The organism is Nitrosomonas marina, from assembly GCF_900110145.1.
In the GTDB taxonomy this organism is placed as follows: Bacteria; Pseudomonadota; Gammaproteobacteria; order Burkholderiales; family Nitrosomonadaceae; genus Nitrosomonas; species Nitrosomonas marina.
Map to the genome: position 1 here is coordinate 72,874 of NZ_FOCP01000011.1, position 19,370 is coordinate 92,243.

Genomic DNA, 19,370 nt, shown 5'->3' on the forward strand with positions numbered 1-19,370 from the left:
TCCATGAAAACATGCGTACAAATACATCATTCAATAAACTACTTTTAATCCTGTTCCTGACGGTAACGCTTAACCAGTTCAACACGTTTCAAATAGGCTTCACGCGCTATTTGAATATCCTCAAGATACTGCGGCAACTCTTTCATCAATAATGCCTGCGGCCCATCAACCAGTGCCTTACTGGGTGCCGGATGAAAATCCACCAGAATCATATTGGCACCCGCGATAACACCCTGAGCCGTTGCGTGCATTATATCGAGTATGCCGTCGGGAGAATCGGCCCGAGTCCCAACCGAATGTGATGGATCGATACAAACCGGCATTCGCGTCAACCGCTTAACTACCGGCACGTGTGCAAAATCGACAAAATTGCGATGCGGGTCACCCATATTCGTTTTCATTCCCCGTAAACCAAATATCACCTTGCGATTACCTTCAGAAGCCAAATATTCTGCTGCGTTTAACGACTCATCCAGCGTTATGCCGAATCCTCGTTTAATCAATACCGGAAAAGTCTGCTGTCGACCAACTATTTTCAGCAACTCAAAATTCTGGGTATTACGGGTTCCGATCTGCAACATGACACCTGTCGCGTTACCAGTCTGATGAAGCGCAGTACGTATTTCCTCCAGATGACCTTCATGGGTAATTTCCATCGCAATGACTTTTATGCCATATTTTCCTGCCAGGTCAAATACGTATGGAAGACAATTCTTACCATGTCCCTGAAATGAATACGGGCTGGTTCTGGGTTTGTAAGCACCCATTCGGGTACATACCTGCCCCTCGGCACGCAATGCTTTCATCATGACCTCAACATGCTCGATTGTATCAACAGCGCACAAACCCGCAAAAACATTTAGCGTATCCTGGCTGAAAACAACACCGTTATATTCAAAGCTGGAGGATCGATCGTCATTCTGATGTCGTCCCAGCACGCGATATTCTTCTGAGACACGCACCACGCGTTCTACGCAAGGAAGAATACTGATTTCCTCTGTAGATAGTGCCTTGGTGTTTCCGATCAAGTACAGTTCGGTCAGTGTTTGCTCTACTCCGATCTCGGTATGAACACGCGTTGTGATACCGGGCAGATTAGCAAGATATGCTAACAACTGTCTATATTCCGGGCTCTCAGGCCGAGTATTGGGAACTAATATTAGAATCATATAATAGCTTTAAAAAGTTTGCGCTGACAAACCAGGCACAAATCAATGAGTATTGAATTTTAACTGAAAATACAACCTGTCGCCATGGCTCCGCTAACGCTCCGCCACCCGATATCTGTCAAATGCCTGCAGACAAGCATGTATTAAATCACCTACACGTACAATGCCCAGAAACTGCTGTGTCTGGCCGTCAATCACTGGAACAGTTGAATGCCGACAATTCTTCAAAAATACATATGCCTGATAAACACTCAAATCATCTGTTAAAACTTCTGAAGGTGTTATAGGCATGTACTCACCCCATTGACCCAGGGCTGTTTGTTCGTCTCTGGCAATCAGCATCCTCGGATTGACCTGCCCCTGTAACACGCCTTCTTGATCAACAACATAGACTACGTCTGCCGATGATGCAAATGGCGCCACCCTGTGGCACGCTGTTTTCAATGTCATATCGGCAGTCAATACCACTGATTGTTTTAACATTAATGCGCTCACTGGTTGCTCAATCAGGATCTGTTGTATCTGGGAAGTTTCCGGCTCCATACCCCGCAAACGCAATTGATGAAAAAAATAGGATCGGTTAAACAAATCTCTGGTCACAGTACTTCCGACAACCACTGACACCATCACAGCTGTCATCAACAGATAACTGCCCGTCATTTCAAAAACTATCAAGATTGTCGCAATCGGCGCACCGATCACACGACTGACGACCGCACCCATACCAACAGCCCCGTAAATAGCCGGGGATACATCCATACCGGTCAATTCCTGCACGCCGATACCGAACATGGTGCCCATCACTGCACCGAGAAACAGCGCGGGTCCGAATATGCCACCTGAGAAACCTGTGGCAAAGCTCACAGATGTTGCCAACAATTTTGCCATTAACAGCATTACCAGAACACCCAGTGACAGTTCGGATTGCAATACATCGCGAATCACCTGCTCACCCAAACCAAATGTCTGTGGAAAAACAACTATAATGCCACCTAGCAACATGCTCCCTAACAGTGACTTGATCATCGCAGGACAGGGTAACCATTGTACGACAAGATTAAAACGGGCCATCATAGCCATATAAACGATGGCCAGCGCACCTCCACTAACACCTATCAGCGCAAACAGCAAATATTCCCAGTTCGCGAATTCCGGCAGGTCTGACAGTATAAAAATCAGACTGTCATACGCATGCAGTTTGACGACCGCCGTGGCCACCACAGACGAAATCACTATAGGCATAACAGATCTGCTGCCAAACCGGCCCAGTACTACTTCATGCGCAAACACAACTCCAGCCAGGGGTGCAGAAAATGAAGCAGAAATCGCACCCGCCACACCGCATGCAAGCAGGTTCTTTTTGCGCTCTGCCGTAAGTTTAAATACTTGCCCTAACCATGAACCTATAGAAGCCCCCAGATGGACCGCAGGACCGTATCGCCCGACTGATGCACCGGTACCGATTGACACAATGGTGGCTATCGCGCTGCTCACACCTGCTTTAATCGACATCTCCCCCGTTCCCAGCCGTGTTGCTTCAATGACATCAGCCGGCCCTTGATTTTCCTGTCCGGGCATTCCATATCGAATGATGAATCGAACGACAATCACGCCAACAACCGGCAGAAAAAACAAATGCCAGCTGGAAACTCTATCCAGATGATCATAGAGTTCAACACCCGCCTCTCCCAGAAACAGCAGATGTAAACGGTCAATCGACCATAAAAAGCCCAACGCGGCGTAACTTGTCACTACACCCACAATTACGGCCAATATCGCCATACGTATGGTTTCACGCCAATTGTTTTCGGAATCATCCATGGAATATCAAACTGTCACTAAGAAACATGGTTAGCAGTTAACGTCAGACCGGGCCGCGACAAAATGTCGCATGGTCATGCATATCAAATTAAACTAATGTAATATTTTCTACGTCAACGTTGACTGATCAAACAGAAAAAACCTGAAGACATGTGCCACTTTGAAAAGATAATAAGCTGAAAAGATAACATGCATCTTGAAACGAGCTCTAATCAATAGGGGGCAACCACGATTTTACTGGACTGAACTATGCGACGATACAAAAACCCGCACTTACTGTCATTCTGTATCTTGTGCATTCCCTGAGTATTTTTTTCTACACTGCAATAACTGGCCGGTTACGCCACAACTATTATAACTAACGCGCTATGTTTAACGATCTCAGCAAATCTCCGCTCAGCAAAAACCTGCAGCGATTATTCATGCTCAGAAATATTGCGATTCTCGCACAATGCCTGACATTCAGCCTGGTGTATATCATCATTGATATTGATATTCCGTGGACTGAGATGATTATTGTTGTCATCTTACTGGCAGCACTCAATTTATTAACTTGGATACGGCTATATCGAAAATGGCCCGTATCACATCTCGAATTTTTCGCTCAATTGCTGATCGATGTATTCGCGTTAAGCGCGCTATTATATTTCAGTGGCGGTTCAACCAATCCATTTATTTCCTTGTATCTTCTGCCCCTTACCATTGCAGCCGCCACACTTCCATGGCGCTATACCTGGGTTATGGCTATTATAACCATAGGTTGCTATACCATCTTGCTGTTTAATTATATTCCACTTCCACATGACCACAGCAAACATCTGATCGAATTCAATCTACATGTTTCCGGCATGTGGCTGGCGTTCGTACTCAGCACTGTCATTATTGCCTGGTTCGTCGTTAAAATGAGCATTTCTATTCGCGATCGCGATCACGATCTTGCCCTTGCTCGTGAACAGGTACTACGCAATGAACAGATTATAGCGCTGGGCACATTGGCAGCTGGTGCTGCGCACGAGCTTGGTACTCCACTCTCAACCATGGCCGTCATCACCGGAGAATTGCAAAAGGAATATGTCCACGATAGTGAATTTCAAAATAACATTCGCATTCTGCGTGACCAGATCACACACTGCAAGGAGACCTTGACGCAACTTCTTGCCAAGGCAGGACAGGCCCGCATCGAAGGTGGAAGTCAATTGCCTGTCAATGAATTTTTAAACTCATTGCTGGAAAAATGGGAGCTCATACGGCCGGCCGTAAAGTTCAGCCACCAAAGCAAGGGTCCATTGCCAGCACCAAAGATCATGGACAATCAGCTGGTTAGTCAGTCGATTCTGAATTTACTCAACAATGCCGCTGACGCATCGTCTAAACAAATCGAGATCAAGAGCCACTGGGACGAGAAAAACCTGCATCTGGAAATCATTGACGATGGCGATGGATTATCAGATGAAGCCACACAGCGTGCTGGTGAAGCTTTCTTTACCACCAAAACACCGGAGCAGGGATTTGGTATCGGTCTGTTTCTGGCCAATGCGAATATAGAGCGATTAGGCGGAAGCGTGCATTTATTCAATCTTGAGAACCGGGGCGCGTGCACACAAGTTACTTTACCATTAATTGAGTCCAAATCATGAACTTATCAGAATCAATAGATGCCAACGAACAGCCCGATCTGCTCATTGTCGATGACGATGAAATATTTTCCGACGTTCTGGCAAAAGCAATGGCCAAACGTAATTTCAATGTCCACACCACGCACACTATTGAAGCCGCACTGAATATGGCTGAAAGCATTGCACCGGAATATGCAATTGTTGATCTCAAATTATCCAGCGACTCGGGACTGGTGCTCGTAGAAAAACTAAAAACCCTGGATCCCGGCACCAGAATAGTCATGCTGACCGGCTACGCCAGTATAGCAACAGCTGTTGAGGCAATTAAACTTGGCGCCACGCATTATCTGGCCAAGCCTGTCGATGCAGATGAAATCATGGCCGCATTCGAGCGCACCAGTGGCGAAACCGATACACCCATCAGTGCAAATCCATTATCGGTAGGCAGACTCGAATGGGAATATATACATCGTATTCTGGCCGAGAATGATTATAATATCTCGGTCACAGCACGGGCATTGAATATGCATCGCCGCACACTGCAGCGGAAGCTTGCGAAAAAACCACACCGAGAATGACTTCAAATCTATAGCATCCGTTTTTACACCGAAACACAGAGAGATGGAACTTTTATCCTGTTTCCGTTACCTACTTTAGACCCTAAGTATAGATAATCAGGCAGATGAAAAAATTTAAACCAGGTCAGCGGTGGATTTGTAATGCCGACTTGCAACTGGGTCTTGGCGTTGTACAAACTGTTGAAGAACGTGTTGTCAGTATCGCTTTCATGGCATCAGGCGAAATACGCACCTATGCCCGCCAGTCCGCTCCACTGACACGCGTAATTTTTGGTATTGGCGATACAGTTACAAACATAGAAGGTGTCGCCATGCAAATATTAACCGTACAGGAAGAAAACGATCTTCTGATCTATTCTGGCAAAGACAAAGCCGGCACTGTATTTACGCTACCGGAAAACCAGCTGGCCTTCCATCTACAGTTCAACAGACCCATCGACAGGCTGTTCAACCTGCATCTTGACCCGGATAAATGGTTCCGATTACGTTATCAAACCTGGCTACAAAGCAATCAACTCTCAAATTCGCCCTTATATGGCTTGCTTGGCGGACGCACCAGCATCATTCCACATCAGCTATATATCGCCCATGAAATCGGTCGGCGGTTTGCGCCGCGTGTTTTACTGGCCGATGAAGTTGGTTTGGGTAAAACAATTGAGGCTGGCATGATTATGCACCAGCAACATTTAACCGGACGCGCCAAAAGGATTCTGATTGTGGTTCCGGAAGCACTGATCCATCAGTGGCTGGTAGAAATGCTGCGCCGTTTCAACCTTAGCTTCAGTTTGTTCGACAAAGAAAGGTTTGCAACAATTGAAGCAGACCATACCCATTCAAATCCTTTTCACAGTGAGCAACTGGTTTTGTGCGGACTGGATTTCCTCTGTCACAACCGGAAACACATTCAGGCAGCCTTAAAAGGTGACTGGGATCTGGTAACTGTTGATGAAGCGCATCATCTGCAATGGACAGAAGCTGAGTCCAGCCCGGCATATCAGGTAATTGATCAGTTGGCGACGTGTACACCTGGCCTGCTGTTATTGACAGCAACACCCGAGCAGCTGGGAAAAACAAGCCACTTTGCTCGCCTGCGCCTGCTGGATCCAGACCGCTATTCAGATTTTCACCGCTTCGTCGCTGAAGAGCAGCAGTTCGAACCGATTGCAAATGTCATCGAGCGGCTGATCGACGGTCAAACATTAAATGATGATCACATACACACAATACTATCCACCGAAAATACAACACAAACCCGGTCGCTGATTACCAGCCTCGAAAAACCAACGCTCGAGCCCGAAACAGATTCACAGACACGACATGTACTCGCGTCGCTTCTGTTAGACCGTCATGGTACCGGACGTGTACTGTTTCGAAATACTCGAGCGACAATTAATGGTTTTCCAGAAAGAAAGCTATCGGTTGTTCCATTGGCGCTTCCCGATTATTATGACGATTGTTTGACGAGTTTTGAAACGAATCCATTGTCCGAACCGCAGCTGTTGCTTTATCCGGAACTGCTTTATCAGGCCAGCGCCGATAACAATGCTCCGGAATGGATAGAAATTGATCCACGAATTGACTGGCTGAACAAAACTGTTCGCCAGCTCGGACCTGAAAAAATTCTGGTAATAACAGCCAGCGCACAAACAGCGTGCGATATAGCATTTGCGCTCAAAATGCTGACAGGCATTCACACCCCAGTATTTCATGAGCAGATGACGCTTCTGGAACGGGATCGTGCAGCAGCATTTTTCGCCGACAAAGATGCAGGCGCCCAAATTTTGATTTGTTCTGAAATTGGCAGTGAGGGACGTAATTTTCAGTTTGCACATCATCTGGTTTTATTTGACCTGCCATTCAATCCTGATTTACTGGAGCAAAGAATCGGTCGACTGGATCGCATAGGCCAGACAGATACTATTAACATTCATGTACCCTGTTTACAAAACAGCGCTCAGATGATTTTGCTCAACTGGTATCATGAAGGGCTGGATGCGCTACAGAAAAACTGCCCAGCGGGACAAGCTGTTTATCAGCGTTTCAAACAAGAACTGATATCAGCTATGCATCAACGAGAACTCGAGTCAATCACCTTTGCTGATTTAATCAAGCGGACCCGGCAAGCGAATCAGATGCTTAGCGAGGCGCTTGAACGCGGACGCGACAGACTGCTGGAATATAACTCATTTCGTCCGCATATTGCCGAACAGCTTTACACCATTGCTATTTCTCAAGATGAAGACAACAGCATACAACAGTATATGGAATCTGCATTCGATTGCCTCGGCATACATATCGAATCACATCGCACTGATAGCCATCGTCTAGAGCCCAGCGAGCATATGACAGCAACTTTTCCAGGATTACCAGACGATGGCCTGATTATTACTTACAACAGAAATACAGCGCTTGCTAACGAGGACATGCATTTTCTGACTTGGGAACATCCCATGGTCATTCATGCTATGGAGCGCGTACTGAATACCGAAACCGGCAATGCTACCGTATCAAGTTTTTCACACTGCGACGCCCAACCTGGAACGCTGTTTGTCGAGTGTCTGTTTGTACTCGATATTACTACGGAAGTCTCTGTTGCTGACAACCACAATCTTCCGTCTATCATGGTTCGCACGATCATTGATGAGCATGGTTGCTCTGAACATCCAACGCTAGATCATGACAGCATTAATCGGAATCTGACTACAATATCACCACATGTGGCCAGCCAGGTCATCGAATTAAAGAAAGAAGCTATTAAGGTTATGGTTGTCGACAGCGAAAAACTGGCTCAAGCACAAATTCCATATATTACTCAGCAATGCAGGAGCCGATTACAAAAAAAGCTTACTTTGGAAATAGAGCGACTGAAGGCATTACAGAAAATCAATCACAGCATTCGTGCAGCAGAAATCCGATTTTTCGAACAGCAATTGGAAACTATAACCCGGGTGCTGGATTCTGCACAAACCAGACTGGATGCAATACGAGTGATTGTTGCAATTTGAGTGATTTACGGGATTTTTGCGCACACACCGCTTTGACCGGATTTATTCACAGCAATCCCATTTGTATTTTAATTTTATTATTGTCTGAATTTAATCATGAACGAATCACGTATTATTGTTGCACTGGATTTCAATAATGCCAAACAAGCATTGAATCTGACCGCCCAGCTCGATCCACAGCTATGTCGTTTAAAAGTCGGCAAAGAACTATTTACCGCAGCAGGGCCAGGTCTGGTCGAACAGCTGGTACGAGGCGGGTTCGATGTTTTTCTTGACCTGAAATTTCATGATATCCCCAATACTGTTGCAGGAGCCTGCAAAGCAGCTGTCAGTATGGGCGCATGGATGCTGAATGTGCACGCTTTTGGCGGAAAAAAAATGCTGCTTGCCGCGCGCGAAGCGATCCCGCAGGGTACGGCCAAACTGATCGCAGTGACGTTGCTAACCAGCATAGGGCGAGATGACCTGGATGATCTTGGGCTACATGAAGAGCCTGAACAGATCGTACGCCGACTCGCGGCATTAACTGAAAGCTGCGGACTCGACGGAGTGGTATGCTCCGCACTGGAAACCAGCAGCCTAAGACACCGCGTGAAACCAGACTTTACACTGGTTACGCCCGGAATACGTCTAGAGGATAACAATCACGATGACCAGATACGCATTGCAACACCGTCTGCTGCGATAAAAAACGGTGCCGATTACCTTGTCATTGGCAGACCGATTACCCAGGCACATGATCCGCTATGCACGCTACAACAATTAAATCAGACCGTACAAAATGAAAGACCCGCTTCACCACACACTTTATAAAGCGGGCTAAAAATCATGTCAGCAAATTTAAAGACATAGTCTTCAAACTACCCGATTAACGGACAGAAATTGTCATCTTTTCATTAACTTGTTCAATTCTGAAATGACGCAACACATTCATGCCCAACAACGCCTCGCCTGATAAATCAGGTAAGATAGTGACGTCAACGTGAACCAGCCGGTATTTTCCGAATGTCAAATCGGATACAGTTGCAGAACACGCATCTACCAAACCGTTTGCGGTCGACACAATGCGAGGCTGACATTCTTTGATACCAGCCCTTGCTGCAATCTCGGCGGAAATAGAAACGGTTGTAGCCCCTGTATCAATCATAAATACGACAGGTGAACCATTGATAGCGCCCGAGCTGAAATAATGGCCTGCTGGCGTTTGCAGCAATTCTAACGCACCATCACCGATCACCTCTGAAGGTAATTTTATTTGCTGAGGGTCTACCGGACGCGCTGTGCGATATGCAAGCGCAAGCTGTATCGGGTCGAGGCTCGCGCCATAGAACTCGAGTGACGTAGTCTGACCAGTTTGAATAGCGATGCCACCTTCCACCAGAGCAGTCGCACCATCAGCAAATCCGCTATCGAAATTACACCAGCGCAATCCGAAAAAAACCTGCATGCCATATTGTCCGATCGGAACACTAAGCTGAACAGCCTCTGCGGGCGCAATCGAAACGGCGAAAAATTGCTTCAACCCCGTGTTGTCAGATAATACAACCACCATTGGATATCCATGTTGATTATGAATTTGCAAGCCGGAATAGAGTACATCAGTCCGCTTCATGAAAGCCGGTTCAATGGCATAAACGGACCCATGAGCGGGCAAGGGCTGGCAGTGGGACGGAAACAACATGGCATTATTTTCCAGTTGCTCCACAGCAGGGTAATTTTGTTGAGGCAACCATTCCTTTTCCCAGACCACCAGGCACATCAATCCGATTGCCAATCCAATTATAATCGCCCTGACGTTCGATCCATATGAATAATACGGAACTTGTAATGCAGAATTTGCCTTATATTGTCTGCCATCAAATCGGTACGTCCGGGCGTTGCCGCGCTTTTGAATAAACATTACCAGCCTGCTCTCTGTTTAATGAATTAAATTCCCAGTTAAAATTACATTGCCAGGCCGTCCTCAAAATCCGCTGATTTAACATTCATGGCGGAACGACACACCCACAGTTTATTAACGGCAAATTGCTGATTAATTTATATTCAGTCAAGGTTCAGTTCCACCACCCTACAATTCAGTCATTAGAATCGAAAGTGACTGGATGCACGATCCTAATAACAATATGAAAACCAGAATTGCTTTCGACAAAAAACTGTGGGCAGGACTGGACATAAAACAATCACCTGCCACGAAAACTTAAATATCAGGCTGAGGAGATTTATCCATAAGTCTGGTTATTGATGGAGGTGTATCATGACTTCAAAAAAATTATTAATCATGTCCGCATTACTCACACCATTGCTTCTTAGCGGATGTGTTGCTCCACCTTATTACAATGGAGCTGGATATTATGGGAGCGCCACCAACGGCTACGGCTATCGACCGGCCTTTTATGGCGGAGCGAGCTACGTAGGCGGCTCCAGTCACTTTTATCGTCCTTACAGAATTCATCGTGGAAGACACGGACACATACGTGGCACTCATTCGCATTTTCGCAGCGGACACAAGCATTTCCGAGGCAGCCATGGGCATATCCGACGCGGGCATTCATCCTTCAGAGGAAGTCACAGAAGCGGCAGTTTCCGACACGGGCACAAGCATTTCCGTGGTAATCAAGGACATTCCGGACGTGGGCATTCGCGCTTTAAAGGTGGCCATGGGAGAGGCGGCCATCGTCATTGATTCACGCAGCACCCAACATGATGCAAAACATGCCTAACACGGGTGTTTTATGATTATCCCTTCAAACATCGGAAGAAGAATCGATATATTTGCTGTAAAATGTCTAGCAAAACATACTTTATCCAGTAATTTAATTGCAAGAATAATACACCGTGACTGCGCATCATTCCGACGACAACAGTTCCTCACACGAGTTAACAACTTCTCTTTCCTATCGTGACGCCGGCGTCAGTATCGACGCCGGTAACGATCTGGTACAGGCAATCAAACCACTTGCCAAACGTACACAGCGTCCAGAGGTATTAGCCGGTATCGGCGGATTTGGCGCATTGTTTGAATTATCCGGAAAATACCGGAACCCGGTACTGGTATCGGGCACTGATGGCGTGGGCACCAAACTAAAGCTTGCTTTTCAATTGCACCGGCACGACACTATTGGCATAGATCTGGTAGCCATGAGCGTGAATGACATTCTGGTCTCTGGTGCAGAGCCGCTATTTTTTCTCGATTATTACGCTTGTGGCAAACTTGATCCAGACATAGCATCTGCCGTTGTCAGTGGCGTTGCTGCAGGCTGTGAGCAGGCCGGTTGCGCCCTGATAGGCGGCGAGACTGCGGAAATGCCAGGGATGTATTCTGAAGGAGAATATGATCTGGCCGGTTTTGCTGTGGGAATAGTGGAAAAAGACAAGATTATCAACGGCTCAGATATACAGGCCGGTGACGCCGTGATCGGCCTGGCTTCAAGCGGTGCGCACGCAAATGGTTTTTCATTGATTCGCAAAATCATCACCACAAACCACATCAATTTGTCTCAGGATTTTCATGGAAAACCTCTCAGCGATATTATTCTGGCACCGACAAAAATTTATGTAAAACCAGTACTATCGCTGATGAAACAAGTATCCATCAAGGGTCTTGCACATATAACCGGCGGCGGTCTTACAGAGAATCTGCCGCGAATTCTTCCGATCCAAACTACTGCTGAACTGAACACGAACGCATGGGACTTACCCATACTTTTTGATTGGCTGCAGCAACAAGGCCACATTAGCGATGATGAAATGTTTCGTGTATTTAACTGCGGCATTGGTATGGTAATAGTTGTCGCTGCAGATCAGGCAGATAAAGCTATTCAATGCCTGCAACACGCCGGTGAAACGGTTTTTCCGATAGGTAAAATAAAACAACGTACGCCCAACCAGCCAGCAGTCATACTGAAATAGAATCCTTCAGTTACGTTTGTCATGAAGACTCTGATCATTCTAATTTCTGGTCGTGGCAGCAACATGCGTGCCTTACTTGAAGCCAGGCTACCAGTTGATCGTATTATCGTTATTAGTAACAATCCAGCTGCTGAAGGACTAAAAACCGCTGCCACTAAGGGTGCGCAGACGATATGTATCAACCATCATGCTTTTTCAGACCGGACAGCCTTTGATAGCGCGCTGGCTGACGAAATTGACCGTTATCAACCTGATCTGATTGCACTCGCCGGGTTTATGCGTATACTCACAGACGATTTTGTTTTACGCTACCATCGTCGGCTTATGAACATCCACCCATCTCTGTTACCCGCATTCCCGGGGTTACATACACACAAGCGCGCACTGGGCGACGGTGTAAAGATTCATGGTTGCACGGTTCATTTTGTAACACCAAAACTCGACCATGGCCCTATCGTGATTCAGGCAGCTGTTCCGATATTTCCCAATGACACTGAAAAAGCGCTCGCAGAACGTGTCCTAAAACAGGAACACCGAATCTATCCCCAGGCCGTTCGCTGGTTTCTACAGGGCCGAGTCAGGCTGACTGAAGATACTGTAACCATAACCGATACCTGTGTTCACGATTCAGTGATTTACTCCCCCGGACTGCAGGAATGAAATTCTTATTAATTTCTCTGATTTTATGGTCCACGAATTCAGTCATCCACGCAGCTGAAAACAATTTGAATGCTGAAAAAAAAGATACGACAGGCTCACCGGCACGTATCCATATCAGTTATACCGTTAGAACGGGAATTGGTAATGGTGAACTGAATGAAACCGTTGATATCAGCCAGGAAAGTGATTCTCATATATATAGTATTATCAGTAATGCACAAGCAACTGGCGTTTTCAAGCTAGTTAATCCCGGCAATATTTTCAGAAACAGTCAGGGTATCGTAACCGAACTGGGTTTAAGGCCTGTCCGTTATTCAGACGAGAGAACAAACAACAACTCAAGCCTGGCACTGTTTGACTGGGAGAACAGAATACTGACACTGAAACACCAGAATGAAGAAACACAGACAACTTTAAATATCGACACACAAGATCGTTTGAGCCTGTCATACCACTTTATTTTTGCTCCCGAACATATATTAAAGGCAGGAAGTCTGCTCGCCATCAATGTAACCGATGGACGCAGCCACCAGTTAATGCAGTTCGAAGTCAGCAGAGAAAAACTCAGCACACCCCTGGGTGAGATGGAAACGATCGTATTGACCAAACAATTTAACCAAGACGACAAGATGCAGAGAAAAATATGGCTCGCGCCCGAGTATCATATGATTCCTGTGCAAATTCAAACCATAGAGGAAGATGGTTTGAACGTTGAGAAAATCATCGCCGAAATTCAGATTGATTACACAGACAGTAAAACCTGCTGCAAAAAATAACACCACAACTACGATGCAATTGACACTTGTGCAACTGAATAAAGCAGTTGAATCCCTACAGAAGCTGTTGCCACTTGAGTATCCGGCAGATTCAATACTAAGACGTTTTTTTCAACAAAACCCCAAACTCGGTGCACATGATCGCGCATTCATCGCCGAGGCAACATTTGGAATTTTGCGCCACCGATTCTTTTTGCAACAATGCACTGATTCGGCTGCACCCCGCTTACTACTGCTGGCATACCTGGTCCGTTTCCATAATATTAATGCGCACGAACTGAAGAACTGGATTCGAGACTCGGAAATGAGCACATTACAAACCATATCAGAAACAGCACTTGATTCACAGCCATTGAATGTTCAAGCTGAATTTCCGCTGTGGTTGATAGAAAAGTTGAGGTGTTTCATGTCCGACGACGCTATTCTCAGTCTCGGACTTTCACTGCAGAATGCTGCGCCACTGGATCTACGGGTAAACACGATGCTTGCCAAACGCGAGCATGTTCTCGAAACGCTGTTGAAAGACGGAATCCATGCAGAAGCTATGCATTTTTCACCCTGCGGTATTCGTTTGCACAGTAAACCAGCAATCAACCGTCATCCGCTTTTTTTAAACGGAAAAATCGAAGTACAGGATGAAGGTAGCCAATTATTAGGTTACTTACTGGCGCCCAGACGTGGAGAAATGGTAGTTGATTTTTGCGCCGGCGCAGGCGGCAAAACGTTATTGATTGGCGCGCTTATGCATTCAAAAGGTCGCGTGTACGCTTTTGACATTGATGAGAGACGCCTGAACAAACTGAGGCCCCGCCTCAAACGCTCAGGATTATCCAATGTTCACATTCAGCGCATCGCAAACGAGAATGATCTTAAAACAAAGCGTCTCTCGAAAAAAATCGATCGAGTACTAGTTGATGCACCATGCAGTGGTTTGGGAACCTTACGCCGCAATCCCGACTTAAAATGGCGGCAATCACCACAGAGTATCAAAGAATTACAAGCAAAGCAGTCATCAATTCTGGATTCGGCAGCTGGTTTGGTCAAACCTGGTGGGCGATTAGTATACGCCACCTGCAGTTTTCTTCCTGAAGAAAACCAGCAGGTTATCGACACATTCCAGTCAAAAAATGCAGAATTTGATTTACTAGACAGCTCTGAACTGATGGCAGAACAGAAAATTTCAATTAATACTGGAAAATTCCTACAGCTCTCGCCCAACATCCATCAAACCGATGGTTTCTTTGCGGCAGTATTGCAACGTAAAATACGCTGACCACAAATTGTCATACGGAAAATAGGAAAAAAAGATCAAGTAGACGGCCTGTGGTTAGCAGTATGCAACAATACGGGCAGAATGATTAAAACACATACCAGTGTCAACACAACACCGATCAGCAACAATAATCCCATACTGGTGGTGCCCTGGTGTTGCGAGAAGATCAAACTCCCAAAACCCGCCATTGTCGTTAAAGCACTATAATAAATAGCGCGTGCTGTACTGGTATATAGTAAATTTTTATACGCTTCCCCGTTATTGCGACTTCTATGCACCATATGAACGCTACAATCAATACCGATACCCAGAATCAACGGCAAGGCAATCACGTTGGCAAAATTAAATGGCAACCCCATCAATACGGTTACAGCGCCAGTAAATAACGCTGCGAGTATCAACGGCACCAATACAAGCACAGTCGATTTTAAGCACCTAAGTAATACCAGCAATGCTACTACAACGCCGATAATCGCCAGCGAGAATGCATGGATAAATGCGTCAACTACCGCCTTGCCCGCTTCCAGACTGATAACAGGTACGCCAGTTGCTCCGGGAGCTACATCCTGAACTGCACGCACAAACATTTTTAATGCATCATTATCACTAATATTATCAGCAGGGTATACTGCAATACGATACACTTCCTGTTTGCTTAACCAGTGCATTCTAACTGATTCAGGTATGTCTTCCAGGGTAAAGATCGACGCACCCAACGCAAGCTGCAGACGTTGCAGGGACACTGGCAGTAAATGCAACAAATCATGCTCGACCCCGGACAACAGGTTTTCCCGTGCTTCGTCTTCAGTCAGCGCATTCAATCGCGACAGCAGATTACGTAATGATACATGCAGTTTTTTTGCCGCCTGGGTAGCTTGATGTGCAGGCTGCTCATCCAGAAAAAGTGACAGCTCGCTCTTCAAATCCATCAAAACATTACGCTGTTCATCGATATTGACCCGTTTCTGAGAAGTTGGGGCAAATGAAACCGGTCCGAGAGTCATTGCCATCTCTTCAATCAAACGAATCTTCTCTTCCTGATCATTCGGCACAAAATCCAGCATGGTGACTACTTTGTCCACTTCCTGCAAACCGGTTAACTGTTGAGCAAGCCTTATGGTTTCATCACGGTTATCAGCCAGCGCAATGATATGCCAGGGTGAATCATCTGAATTTTCCAGCAACTCACGAAAAGTTTCCACAGACTCCGCCCTTGGATCATTCAGATTGAGTAGATTGTAATCAAACTTTATCTGCGGAAGTGCGAATATCGAAAGTAATGCGGCACATGTTGTCAAAATATAAATGCTTTTCCGTGCATGAATCGGCCATTCCAATACAGTATGCACAGGCTTAACAGAAATCAGCGGTTTGATAGGCTGTATTGGAAAAAATCGTTGCAAAGCAGGGACGATTGTCAATGTCACCAACAAACTGATAATCATGCCCGAACCGGAAATCAGACCTAGTTCCGCTACGCCATCATACGATGTTGGTATAAAAGCATAAAAACCAATTGCTGTCGTTACTGCGCAGATTGTCAAGGCTCGCCCGATATCACCGCCTGCCATGGGTAGCGCTTGAATAACCGGGGAACCGTTTTTTCTGATTTCTTCGTGCCGTAATAAAAAATGTATTGCGTAATCCACACCCAGTCCGATATACAGAACCGCAAAGGCAATTGAAATCAGATTCAAATGACCTACTGCAAACGTTGCAAATGCAGCAGTTAAAATCAACCCTAATATAAGGCTGAATATCACTGTCATGATTGCACCGAAACTACGGACCGCCACAAGCAGTACCACAATAACCAGCACCAACGCGAGTATTCCGGCACTTTGCGCACCATGCATGGCGCTATTCAGTTCATCGAAAGCAAGTGCCGCTTCGCCCGTAATGCGTAATTTTACTGGCGTATCACGGGCCAGCCCCATTTCCATTGCTGTTTCACGCACAGCATTCATCGACTGTTCTGCAGCAAACAACTGCGCATAATCATGCTTGGGTCTGGTCAATATCAATTCTTGATACATACCGTCCTGGCGCTCACCATCTAACAGTATTTGCCAAGATAACGCACGCGGTTCTCCAGCGAGTCTGGCGTCCAATGTTGAACTAACACCATTGAAAACAGTTCCGAGTTTTAGATTCCTGCCGCTATTGATCTCAGCGACGGCTTCGGATAGTACTGATATAAATGTATTGAGCGTCGGATTATCAGCAAGACGTGCGATCAGTGGCTGAGCAGCAGCAAGCTGATCCGTGATTCTTTCCAACTCGGACAAATCTTTGTAGAGCAAGCCATTTTGCTGAAAAAAAGGATCGCCGCTTAAATAGCTAGCCTCGTAAAAGTGAGTACCATCGTTCTGGAGATAGTAGGTCAGTTGTTTAGCGGCCGCATGCGCCTGTTCGGGTGTTGGCGCATCAACTACCAGAAGCAATGCATCCTCATATTGCGGAAACGCTTCTTTATAGCGTTTGTGATTAATCCGGAAGGGAACATCCTCTGATAGCATGTCAGTTGTATCAGTCTGTACACCCAGGTTATTTACGGTGTAGGTTATACTGATTCCAGCCGCGACAACTGCCAGAATAATGATCCAAATGGCTTTTTGATAGGAAAACGCTGTCCAGCGAGCGAAAAAAAGACTACCTGAGCCGATTGAAATTTTCACATTAAATCCTTCTGAACACTAATGCTTCATCAATCTAGTAATGAATAGCTAATAGCATTTCAGGCAATCTCGTCTGAGCAGCTACTCGCTATGCTCGGCTTCTGCAATTTTGACATTCAGCATGTCTATCAATGACTGGAATCCTTCGCGTTGCAAGATTGATCGATATTCGCTACGTTTAATCGCCAAATCACTGACGCCATCAAATAAAATGTTCACAATTAACCAATGCTCTTCTGGTTGATGAAGCACGTAATCAAAATTCACTGCGCCGCCATCTCCCTTGTTGAGCCGACTGCGCACCAGTTTCTGGTTTCTTGGCAAATCGCGCTGTTCGATAAACTCGAACTGCTCGTCATTATATTGTTTAAATCGGCCGGCATATGTTGCAATACTAAGCTTCCTGAATGTTTCTATAATCAGATTCTGTTGCATTGTATCCAACTCGTGCCACAGACTAGCCCCAAGGATGGTTTTGATAATTAGATCAATATCATGCGTCTGGTTGACAACGGACGTTAAAAATTCAACTCGTTCTGAATAGTCAAGCTGTTCCCCCTCACGCATTACATGCAACAAGGACTGTTGCAAAAAATCAATTGTACTTTGTGCACTATCCAATTCGGGTTCATCTGCGTGTGTAATACCGATTGGAACCACAATGAGCAAGGATAGCAGCGCAGCGGTAATTAAACACAACGGCAAGCTTATTTTTCTAGTAGTCTGTTTTGCTTTCATATCGACGGTCCTTCCAGCGAGCACGTTCACCGCGCCAGTAACGTATTGCTGAGGTCCATGTCATGGCAAGATACAGCGTACCAATAACTGGTAACGCAAATACCCATATTGGTGAACAATGAAAATAAGCCAAAGTCGGCCTATATGCTAAATACATGACCAGCCACGCTGCTGCACAAAGCATATAGGCTTTCTGATCATCAGGCAGCAACAAGAACAAGAATGGCCCAAACCAGAACATTGATATCATAATCACGGTACACAGGATCAATAATGGCAGCGAGTAATTAAGTTGTGTATACGCCGTTCTGGATACCATTTCCCAGACAGTCTCCAATCTAGGATAACCACGCTGACTGCGTACTGAGTGACTTAAACCTAACCAGATTTTGTTTCCTGCATGTTTGATGCGTGCAGCCAGCGTACAATCATCAATTAATGCATTGTGTAGACTGGCAAATGCTCCCACAGCACGCAATGCCTTCGTTTCCACAAGTATACACCCACCTGCTGCAGCAGCCATGCTTGAAGCAGGTTTATTTGTCAATCCAAAAGGATACAACAGCTTAAAGAAAAAGATAAATGCGGGCATGAACGAACGCTCTACAAGATTATTTAGAGGTGGCGCGGCCATTATTGACACCAAGGAACATTGCTCTTTTGTTGCTTTATCCAGAAGCGCGGCAATAATTCCTGGCGACAGAGCAATATCAGCATCAAGTAATAATGTGTAAGCGGTACGCACTTCCCGCAATCCCTGTTCGAGAGCCCAAAGCTTGCCACTCCAGCCAACCGGCGGCGCGACACCGCTAATAACCTGTGCTCCATTCGCTCGCGCTAACAGTGCTGTCTGATCCGTAGACTGATCATCTATAACAAAAATTTTTAAACCAGTCCCCTGGGCATGGACAGCTTCGAGTGTGTGTCTGATAAACTCCGCCTCATTGCGAGCTGGAATCAACACCGTGACGTCCTTTAGATTAGATGCAGAATGCGAACTCTGTTCTGGCTCTATCTGCTCATGTGTACTAGTCGGTCGCCAGGGGAGCAAAAGTATCAAAGACCAACCAAAAACTCCAAATGCGCCTAATACAAATCCCAATAAGCCAATCAACGAAGGATTAAACATAAAAACTTATAAATCTTT

General features: G+C 45.8%; 15 protein-coding genes. 9 read left to right on the forward strand and 6 right to left on the reverse strand.

Features of this window, described 5'->3' with window-relative positions; genetic code table 11:
• Positions 1 to 44: 44 nt before the first annotated feature.
• The gene (locus BMX44_RS09240) at positions 45 to 1,169 is read right to left on the reverse strand and encodes a 3-deoxy-7-phosphoheptulonate synthase (protein WP_090631729.1); all 1,125 of its coding nucleotides are present in this window, start codon (positions 1,167 to 1,169) and stop codon (positions 45 to 47) included.
• 93 nt (positions 1,170 to 1,262) lie between these two features.
• The gene (locus tag BMX44_RS09245; RefSeq protein WP_090631733.1) at positions 1,263 to 2,990 is read right to left on the reverse strand and encodes a chloride channel protein; all 1,728 of its coding nucleotides are present in this window, start codon (positions 2,988 to 2,990) and stop codon (positions 1,263 to 1,265) included.
• Between the two features lie 368 nt (positions 2,991 to 3,358).
• Between BMX44_RS09245 and BMX44_RS09250 the strand changes: the two genes are divergently transcribed.
• From BMX44_RS09250 to pyrF, 4 genes are all read left to right on the forward strand, one after another.
• The gene (locus tag BMX44_RS09250; RefSeq protein ID WP_090631737.1) at positions 3,359 to 4,627 is read left to right on the forward strand and encodes an ATP-binding protein; all 1,269 of its coding nucleotides are present in this window, start codon (positions 3,359 to 3,361) and stop codon (positions 4,625 to 4,627) included.
• Entirely contained in the window at positions 4,624 to 5,184 is a 561-nt protein-coding gene (locus tag BMX44_RS09255) for a response regulator transcription factor (RefSeq protein ID WP_090631741.1), read from the forward strand. The genes BMX44_RS09250 and BMX44_RS09255 overlap by 4 nt, the downstream gene beginning before the upstream one ends.
• A 104-nt stretch (positions 5,185 to 5,288) precedes the next feature.
• The gene (gene rapA / locus BMX44_RS09260) at positions 5,289 to 8,189 is read left to right on the forward strand and encodes an RNA polymerase-associated protein RapA (protein WP_090631746.1); all 2,901 of its coding nucleotides are present in this window, start codon (positions 5,289 to 5,291) and stop codon (positions 8,187 to 8,189) included.
• Between the two features lie 96 nt (positions 8,190 to 8,285).
• A complete protein-coding gene (gene pyrF / locus BMX44_RS09265; protein ID WP_090631750.1) occupies positions 8,286 to 9,002 on the forward strand; it encodes an orotidine-5'-phosphate decarboxylase in 717 nt (238 codons plus the stop codon).
• 55 nt (positions 9,003 to 9,057) lie between these two features.
• On the opposite strand, the gene BMX44_RS09270 is transcribed toward pyrF, so the two are convergent.
• Positions 9,058 to 10,089 (reverse strand): retropepsin-like aspartic protease family protein, encoded by a 1,032-nt coding sequence (locus BMX44_RS09270; protein WP_090631754.1) that lies wholly within the window; start codon positions 10,087 to 10,089, stop codon positions 9,058 to 9,060.
• Positions 10,090 to 10,642: 553 nt separating this feature from the next.
• Here BMX44_RS09270 and BMX44_RS09275 point away from each other — a divergent pair.
• The 5 genes from BMX44_RS09275 (at position 10,643) to BMX44_RS09295 (ending at position 14,807) form a co-directional block, all read left to right on the forward strand.
• Complete coding sequence (locus tag BMX44_RS09275; protein ID WP_090631759.1) at positions 10,643 to 10,909, forward strand: hypothetical protein; 267 nt, start codon at positions 10,643 to 10,645, stop codon at positions 10,907 to 10,909.
• Positions 10,910 to 11,024: 115 nt separating this feature from the next.
• Positions 11,025 to 12,098 carry a phosphoribosylformylglycinamidine cyclo-ligase gene (gene purM / locus BMX44_RS09280; protein WP_090631764.1) on the forward strand — a complete coding sequence of 358 codons (1,074 nt, stop codon included), beginning with the start codon at positions 11,025 to 11,027 and terminating at the stop codon, positions 12,096 to 12,098.
• A gap of 21 nt (positions 12,099 to 12,119) precedes the next feature.
• A complete protein-coding gene (purN, locus tag BMX44_RS09285) occupies positions 12,120 to 12,758 on the forward strand; it encodes a phosphoribosylglycinamide formyltransferase (protein ID WP_090631769.1) in 639 nt (212 codons plus the stop codon).
• Positions 12,755 to 13,534 carry a DUF3108 domain-containing protein gene (locus BMX44_RS09290; RefSeq protein WP_090631774.1) on the forward strand — a complete coding sequence of 260 codons (780 nt, stop codon included), beginning with the start codon at positions 12,755 to 12,757 and terminating at the stop codon, positions 13,532 to 13,534. The genes purN and BMX44_RS09290 overlap by 4 nt, the downstream gene beginning before the upstream one ends.
• A 13-nt stretch (positions 13,535 to 13,547) precedes the next feature.
• Entirely contained in the window at positions 13,548 to 14,807 is a 1,260-nt protein-coding gene (locus BMX44_RS09295) for an RsmB/NOP family class I SAM-dependent RNA methyltransferase (RefSeq protein ID WP_090631778.1), read from the forward strand.
• Positions 14,808 to 14,842: 35 nt separating this feature from the next.
• On the opposite strand, the gene BMX44_RS09300 is transcribed toward BMX44_RS09295, so the two are convergent.
• The 3 genes from BMX44_RS09300 to BMX44_RS09310 form a co-directional block, all read right to left on the reverse strand.
• Positions 14,843 to 17,485: an MMPL family transporter gene (locus BMX44_RS09300; protein ID WP_090631783.1), complete on the reverse strand. Its 2,643-nt coding sequence runs from the start codon at positions 17,483 to 17,485 to the stop codon at positions 14,843 to 14,845.
• 81 nt (positions 17,486 to 17,566) lie between these two features.
• Positions 17,567 to 18,223: an ABC transporter substrate-binding protein gene (locus BMX44_RS09305; RefSeq protein ID WP_090631786.1), complete on the reverse strand. Its 657-nt coding sequence runs from the start codon at positions 18,221 to 18,223 to the stop codon at positions 17,567 to 17,569.
• On the reverse strand, positions 18,201 to 19,352 hold the full coding sequence (locus tag BMX44_RS09310; protein ID WP_090631790.1) for a glycosyltransferase: 1,152 nt from the start codon (positions 19,350 to 19,352) through the stop codon (positions 18,201 to 18,203). Before BMX44_RS09310 ends, BMX44_RS09305 begins: the two co-directional genes overlap by 23 nt.
• Positions 19,353 to 19,370 lie beyond the last annotated feature (18 nt).

Excerpts from the sequence above, each read along its gene's own strand:
- BMX44_RS09240 (WP_090631729.1), bottom strand. The coding sequence starts at position 1,169 with ATGATTCTAATATTAGTTCCCAATACTCGGCCTGAGAGCCCGGAATAT.
- BMX44_RS09245 (WP_090631733.1), bottom strand. The coding sequence starts at position 2,990 with ATGGATGATTCCGAAAACAATTGGCGTGAAACCATACGTATGGCGATA.
- BMX44_RS09250 (WP_090631737.1), top strand. The coding sequence starts at position 3,359 with ATGTTTAACGATCTCAGCAAATCTCCGCTCAGCAAAAACCTGCAGCGA.
- BMX44_RS09255 (WP_090631741.1), top strand. The coding sequence starts at position 4,624 with ATGAACTTATCAGAATCAATAGATGCCAACGAACAGCCCGATCTGCTC.
- rapA (WP_090631746.1), top strand. The coding sequence starts at position 5,289 with ATGAAAAAATTTAAACCAGGTCAGCGGTGGATTTGTAATGCCGACTTG.
- pyrF (WP_090631750.1), top strand. The coding sequence starts at position 8,286 with ATGAACGAATCACGTATTATTGTTGCACTGGATTTCAATAATGCCAAA.
- BMX44_RS09270 (WP_090631754.1), bottom strand. The coding sequence starts at position 10,089 with ATGTTTATTCAAAAGCGCGGCAACGCCCGGACGTACCGATTTGATGGC.
- purN (WP_090631769.1), top strand. The coding sequence starts at position 12,120 with ATGAAGACTCTGATCATTCTAATTTCTGGTCGTGGCAGCAACATGCGT.
- BMX44_RS09290 (WP_090631774.1), top strand. The coding sequence starts at position 12,755 with ATGAAATTCTTATTAATTTCTCTGATTTTATGGTCCACGAATTCAGTC.
- BMX44_RS09295 (WP_090631778.1), top strand. The coding sequence starts at position 13,548 with ATGCAATTGACACTTGTGCAACTGAATAAAGCAGTTGAATCCCTACAG.
- BMX44_RS09305 (WP_090631786.1), bottom strand. The coding sequence starts at position 18,223 with ATGAAAGCAAAACAGACTACTAGAAAAATAAGCTTGCCGTTGTGTTTA.
- BMX44_RS09310 (WP_090631790.1), bottom strand. The coding sequence starts at position 19,352 with ATGTTTAATCCTTCGTTGATTGGCTTATTGGGATTTGTATTAGGCGCA.